General features: G+C 59.3%; 6 protein-coding genes. 1 reads left to right on the top strand and 5 read right to left on the bottom strand.

What is annotated here, in order from left to right; all coding sequences use genetic code 11:
- From V3W31_06340 to V3W31_06320, 5 genes are all read right to left on the bottom strand, one after another.
- Positions 1-401: exodeoxyribonuclease III (locus V3W31_06340; GenBank protein MEE9614560.1), on the bottom strand; the 401-nt coding region annotated here is incomplete at its 3' end.
- Between the two features lie 2 nt (positions 402-403).
- Entirely contained in the window at positions 404-2,119 is a 1,716-nt protein-coding gene (locus V3W31_06335; protein MEE9614559.1) for a UvrD-helicase domain-containing protein, read from the bottom strand.
- Positions 2,116-2,973: a cation diffusion facilitator family transporter gene (locus V3W31_06330; GenBank protein ID MEE9614558.1), complete on the bottom strand. Its 858-nt coding sequence runs from the start codon at positions 2,971-2,973 to the stop codon at positions 2,116-2,118. Before V3W31_06330 ends, V3W31_06335 begins: the two co-directional genes overlap by 4 nt.
- Positions 2,974-3,036: 63 nt before the next feature.
- Positions 3,037-4,272 (bottom strand): glycoside hydrolase family 15 protein, encoded by a 1,236-nt coding sequence (locus V3W31_06325; GenBank protein ID MEE9614557.1) that lies wholly within the window; start codon positions 4,270-4,272, stop codon positions 3,037-3,039.
- On the bottom strand, positions 4,253-5,197 hold the full coding sequence (locus V3W31_06320) for a diacylglycerol kinase family protein (protein ID MEE9614556.1): 945 nt from the start codon (positions 5,195-5,197) through the stop codon (positions 4,253-4,255). Before V3W31_06320 ends, V3W31_06325 begins: the two co-directional genes overlap by 20 nt.
- 420 nt (positions 5,198-5,617) lie before the next feature.
- Here V3W31_06320 and V3W31_06315 point away from each other — a divergent pair.
- Positions 5,618-5,862, top strand: a 245-nt coding sequence (locus V3W31_06315; GenBank protein ID MEE9614555.1) for a NapC/NirT family cytochrome c, incomplete at its 3' end; no start/stop codon positions are given.

The following is a 5,862-nucleotide window of genomic DNA, read 5'->3' as shown; positions in this document are numbered from 1 at the left end:
TTGTAGCGGAACTTTTCCGAGAGGGGGTGGGAGCCCTGCGGGACGTAGGTGTTTACCACCGGGATGCCCTTTACGGTCGCTTTTATAATGCGCGTACCATCGTAGTTTTCCCCGGCGTAGTTCTCCCAGGCAGGGTCCTTCCCGTCGGAGCGCACGCCGGCGAAGCCGATGCTCACGTCCTTCAGGGGGTGTTTGGAGAGGATGGCCACGCCGTTATAGGATTTTTCTCCGCAAAAGGCCGCCCCGTAGCCGACCTCCTCGAACGCGACGGCGGGGAAATCGGAGTCCACCACCTTTGTCTCCTGGACGCAGAGCAGGTCGGGCGATTCCTCTCGGAGCCACTCGACGATGATGGGAAGCCTCGCCCTTATGGAGTTTGCGTTAAAGCTCGCGACCTTCACGGCTAATCGAAGAGCCCCTTCTGCGGCGCTCTCCTCCGGGATTTTTTCCTTTTAAAGGCGGTTTTCCTGACGAGCCTCTCCGGCAACTCGCCGAGGAACGGGGACTCCAGCGGCGAAACGGTCTCTCCCCAGAGCCGCCTGCTCTTAGCGCTTAAGAGGTAGAGCTTCTCCCGCGCCCTCGTCATGGCCACGTAGAAGAGTCTTCGCTCCTCCTCGGTGTCGGTCTCTCCGCCCTTCACGTGAAGCGGGAAGAGCCGCTGCTCGCATCCCGCGATAAAGACCACCGGGAACTCGAGCCCCTTCGTCATGTGCGCGGTCAAGACCGTTACCCTGTCGGCCTCCACGTCGCAAAAGTCGGGCGGCTCCATGAGCGTAAGGCGTTCGATAAAGGTGTTAAGGCTCGCAACCTCTTCCGTCCGCTGGAACTCTTTTGCCGCTCTTTCGAGGTGGGAAAGCCGCCACTCCTCCACGGCGAACGTATCCCCTTCTTTTTTTATGAAGGCATCGAGCGACATGCCGGGCGGCACGTCGACACCCCTTATGTGCGCTATGAACTCCGAGAGCCCGGGCACGCGTCCCACGACCTGGCAAGGTATGGACGAGGAGCGGAAGGACTCCCCGATCATTTCGGCCTGCCGGTTGGTCCTCACGATAACCGCGAAGTCGGAGAAGCGGTATCCTTCGTCCCCGTCGCCCCGGCCGCCCCCCACCGTAAGGCTCGAAAGCCCCCCCATCATCGTTTCCACTTCTTTTATTATGAAGTCCGCCTCCCCATTCTCATCCCCGCATACGACGACCGTTATCTTCTCGCCCGTATCTTTCACAGGCAGCATGCCTTTGGCCGCCCTCGCGCCGTTATTCTTTATAAGCGAGGCCGCGGCGCTCACTATGTTGCCGCTCGAGCGGTAGTTCCTTTCGAGGGCCACGACTTCGGAGCCGGGGTACTCCTCTTCGAAGGCAAGAAAGCCTTTGAGGTTGCCCCCCCGGAAGCCGTATATCGACTGGTCCGGGTCGCCTATGGCGAGGAGTTTTATCTCTCTTTTCCCTTCTTCCCCCTCTCCCCCCTCTTCCCCCTCTCCTCCTTCTCCGGCAAGGAGCTTTATGAGTGCCGCCTGCGGGGGGTTTATGTCCTGGTACTCGTCCACGAGTATGTGGCGGAAGAGTTCGCGGTAACGGTCGAGGAGGGCGGGGTCTTCACTGAGGAGTTTTAAGCTCTCCGGCACGAGGTCGTCCAGGTCGAGGGCGTTTCTTTCCCTCATGGCTTCGCCATAGGCGTGGAAGCTGTCCGGGATCTCGGCCCCGGCGTCCGGGCCGAGGTTCTTTACGGCCGATATCCTCTCGGCCTCCTTCGCGGGGTTCTTTACATCGAGCTCTTTAAGGAGGTTCGTCTGCTGAACCCTCCCGTAGAGTCGGAACCCCCTTTCTTTCTTGAGGAGTCCGAGGCAGAACCAATGGAAGGTGCCGATCGGGAACGAGGCGGTCTCCATGCCCGTGAGCTTTTCTATCCTCTCACGCATCTCCCGGGCCGCCCTGTTGGTGAAGGTGAGGACGAGGATGTTTTTCCGGCCTATGCCCTCGGTGAGGAGGCGGGCGTACCTCGATGCCAGCACCCTCGTCTTTCCGCTCCCGGGCCCCGCGGCCACGAGAAGGCGCCGGGCCGTGGAGTGGGCGGCCTCTCTCTGCGCGGGGTCCAGATCCGTTAAAGCCGCGCCACTCATACCGGGTCTATGTGGATAAAGGACTTCTCTATCGCCTCGATCCTCTCGACGGCCCTCTCGACCTCTTTCCCTATGGTGTGCGAGTCGAAGGTCGAGAGGTACTTCGCCACCTCTATGTGTATCTCCACGTGTATGAAGTTCCCTACGTAGTGTGCCCTTACGGTGTTTATGTCCTTGACCCCCTCTACCGATAGCGCCGCCGCCTTTATCTCGTCGGTGAGTTTTTTCGGGGGGGCCTTGCCCATGAGGTAGTCCACGTTCTCCATGCCTATGGTGTAGCCGGTGTATATTATCCAGAGGCTTATAAGAAAGCCCGCCAGCGGGTCGAGTATCGGGTAGCCGAGTTTCACCCCGGCGATGCCCACGAGCGCCGCCCCGGAGACCATGACGTCGCAGAAAGAGTCCACGCTGCTCGCCTGTATGGCGGGGCTTCTTACGGCCCTGCCGACGACCCTGAAGTACCAGGCCATGCCGGTCTTAACGACCATGGTTAGAAGGAGCACGGCGAAGGCGAGCCACCCGACGACCGTCTCACCGCCGCCGCCGTAGAGGACCCTCTCCGCCGAGGCCTTTATGACCTCGAAGCCGAGTATGCCGGCGAGCACGGCTATAATTATTCCCGCTATGGGCTCGGCCCTCTTGTGCCCGAAGGGGTGGCCCTCGTCGGCCTCCTCGGCGGATATCCTGACGCATATGAAGACGGCCACCGAGGAGGCCATGTCCGTAAGCGAGTTGAAGGCGTCGGAGAGGAGCGCTATGGAGCCGGAGAGGAGCGCGACCCATATTTTCAGGACGAAGAGCAGGGTATTGCCTACTATGTTTACGAGTGTGGCCCTGAACGCGGCGGGTTTCATGGGAATATTGGAGACAAAATGGAAGAGAAATCTTCGCGTGAAGGGGAGGGAGGTGCCGGTTCTTTATTCGCCGACTGTCTCATGGACCCTCGTAAGGCTCTGTCGCGCGACGACGTAAAAGCTCTGTGCCCACGCGAGCGGTACGTTCCAGTTCATCTCGCCGCCGCTGTAAAGCTCCGGCACCTTGCCGTCCTCGGTCATGACGTTTTCGAGCCTTACGAGGTACTCCTCCGACTTCCTTATAAACTCATGGGGTTTTCCGAATATGGCGCCGAGCCTCAAGGACCTCGTGGCGAGCTTGGAGTAAGCGATGCTGAGCCATGCGAAGCCGAGCGGCCACTCGGCCTCGTTGCCCACGGGGTTCTCCGGATCGGCGTTGTGGTAGAGGTCCCCGGGGTAGCGTATCACTCCCTTCTCGCGCACGAGCTTCGTCTCGATGTTCCTGAGTATCCTCTTCGTGTGTGCTTCCTTTATTATGTTATAGGGCCAGATGAGGCTCAGCTGCGTCAGGTCGTAGGGCCGGCTTTCGCTCTCGGAGGGCAGGAGCTTCTTAAGGCTCTCCTCGCCGGCTTCGAGGAACTCCTGGGGGACGGGGAGGTAGTCGTGGAGGTCTATCTGGTGCGAGTACTTGTAGTGGTAGTGGCCGTCGTCATGCCACATGGTAAGTCCCGCGAGCACGCTGCCTATGCTGGAGCTGTGCATCTCAGGCCCCTCCTCCCACACGCCGAAGTCCGGGTCCGAGTGCCACCTTACGGTCGTCAGGTAGAGCATTATGTCGCGGAGCAGTATCATGATGTCGGGCTGGTCCACCGTTATTACCCTGTGGCCCTTTTTTATGAGGTCGCCGGTCTTGTAGAGGAAGAGCCCGAATATGTCGAGCTGGTGGTGTCCCCACTCGTGCGTTATCTCCTCGAGCGTGACCGGGTGGACACGCGAGTGGATGGCCTCGGCGGCGCAGCTGCCCATATAGTGGCGCTTGCGGGCGCCGCTTGATATCTTGTGGCGGTACTTCTGGAATATCTGGAGTATCAGCCGGTAGCTCTCTATCATCTTGTCGTACGACCCCACGTACTCGTTGGCGTAGGTGGCGTACATGATGTCCCGGAGCCAGAAGACGTTATACCTGTCCCCCCCGTTCTCCCCCTGGTAGGGCGAGGCAACGTAGCCGCCGTTAAGCTGCCGGAGCTCTTCGAGGTGGGTGTAGGCCACCAGGAGTTTTTCTCTCGGGGTAAGCTCCCTGAAACTCCTTCCCTCGAGTGCGTCCATGGGGGTCTTTTCCTCAAGCACTATCGGCACCACCTGCCCTCTCCATCCCTTCAGGGCCCTCTTTTACCAGTATCTTGAGGGCGCCGGGGAGGTTCCTTATCTCCACCTTCTTATCCCCTTCGAAGTATTCGCCGTCGGCGTGGACCAGGCCGGGCTTTCTCCTCAAGACCTCCAGCACACCGGCCTTTATGCGCTTAAAGTTTCCGATGGTGTCTATGTTGCCGCTGAAAAGTTTCCTTAAATCTCTTATGGCCGAGAAGAGGCTCACGTCCTCGACTATGCATATGTCGAACAGCCCGTCGTCGGGCACCGCACCCGGGGCTATTATGGCCGATGAGCCGTACTGCTCGGTGTTGGCCACCGTCAGGATAAAGGGGCGGAAGTTCCTGTACTTGCCGTCTATCATAATCAGCGTGTTCTCGGGCCTGTACTTGAAGAACTCGACGAGCGCTATGGGCACGTAGGGCAGCACCCCCCGGACCCTGAGGCTCGCGGGCCTTTCGTTGTAGCGCTTGCTAAGGAGCGCGTCGAAGCCGAAGCCGGCCGTGGAGAAAAAATATCTTTCCCCTTTTTTTCCACCCCCAACCACCCCGGCGTCCACCCGCCGTATGAAGCCGTCCTTCAGGAGCCTCACCGCGGCCTCGGGCTCCCACGGTATCTTTAGCGCCCTGGCCAGTCCGTTGCCTGATCCGGCCGGCACTATGCCGAGAATCACGTCCGTTTTTACGAGTTCGGAGGCCACCTCGTTCAGGGTGCCGTCCCCGCCGCAGGCGAACAGGGCGTCATAGCCCTTGGCCACGGCGTCCCTGGCCAGCGCATTGGCGTCACCCTTCTTCCCGGTAACCCTTACCTCGTATATCCCGTGGTCGGACGAGAAAACCCTGCTTACGGCCTCGGATATTTCCCTTACCCTGTTCTTCCCGCCCGCGATCGGGTTTATGATAAAGCGTACCTTCAAAAACGCCCCTGCTTCCCTTTATTCAAGTATACAGTATACGGCATAAGGGGGTTTTTTCCAACGGAAAAAGCGGGGTGCTGCCGCACGGTTAATGTCATAAGCGGCCCAATACAGTATTGGCACCTCATACCCCGGCGGTCGTCGTGAATTGAAACACCCTCAGGCGTAGCGCAAGGTATTGTGTGTAAATAAGTCTTTCTCATGTCCGGCGCACTAACGGCCGTTCAGAAGGTGAAACACCATCATGGTGCTGCCGCACGGTTAATGTCATAAATGGCCCAATACAGTATTGGCACCTCATACCCCGGCGGTCGTCGTGAATTGAAACACCATCATGGTGCGGGCGGAAAACGGGTTGCAATTTATGGTATCCGGTGTATAGTGAGGGTATAACATCTTGTTTTTCCGGAGGAAAGTAGGATGAAGGGAGCTTCGGTCATAGTGGTTGCGGCGGTTGGGGCTGCGGCCGTCTTCGCCTTCATCGAGGCGGAGCGGTACTCGAGCACCACGGCCTTTTGTACGATGTGCCACTCGATGAGTTTTCCCGCGGCCGAGCTTAAGGGCTCCTCCCACTTCGCCGCACTCGGCGCGGACCCCGAGTGCGGCGACTGCCACCTGCCCCCGGATTTTATCGGCAGGATGCGGGCCCATATAGTAAGCGGGGT

It is taken from the genome of Thermodesulfobacteriota bacterium, assembly GCA_036482575.1.
Lineage (GTDB): Bacteria > Desulfobacterota > GWC2-55-46 > GWC2-55-46 > JAUVFY01 > JAZGJJ01.
Note: the sequence above shows the minus strand (reverse complement) of the source record. Positions and strands in the feature narration are given on the sequence as shown.

Excerpts from the sequence above, each read along its gene's own strand:
- V3W31_06330 (MEE9614558.1), bottom strand. The coding sequence starts at position 2,973 with ATGAAACCCGCCGCGTTCAGGGCCACACTCGTAAACATAGTAGGCAAT.
- V3W31_06335 (MEE9614559.1), bottom strand. The coding sequence starts at position 2,119 with ATGAGTGGCGCGGCTTTAACGGATCTGGACCCCGCGCAGAGAGAGGCC.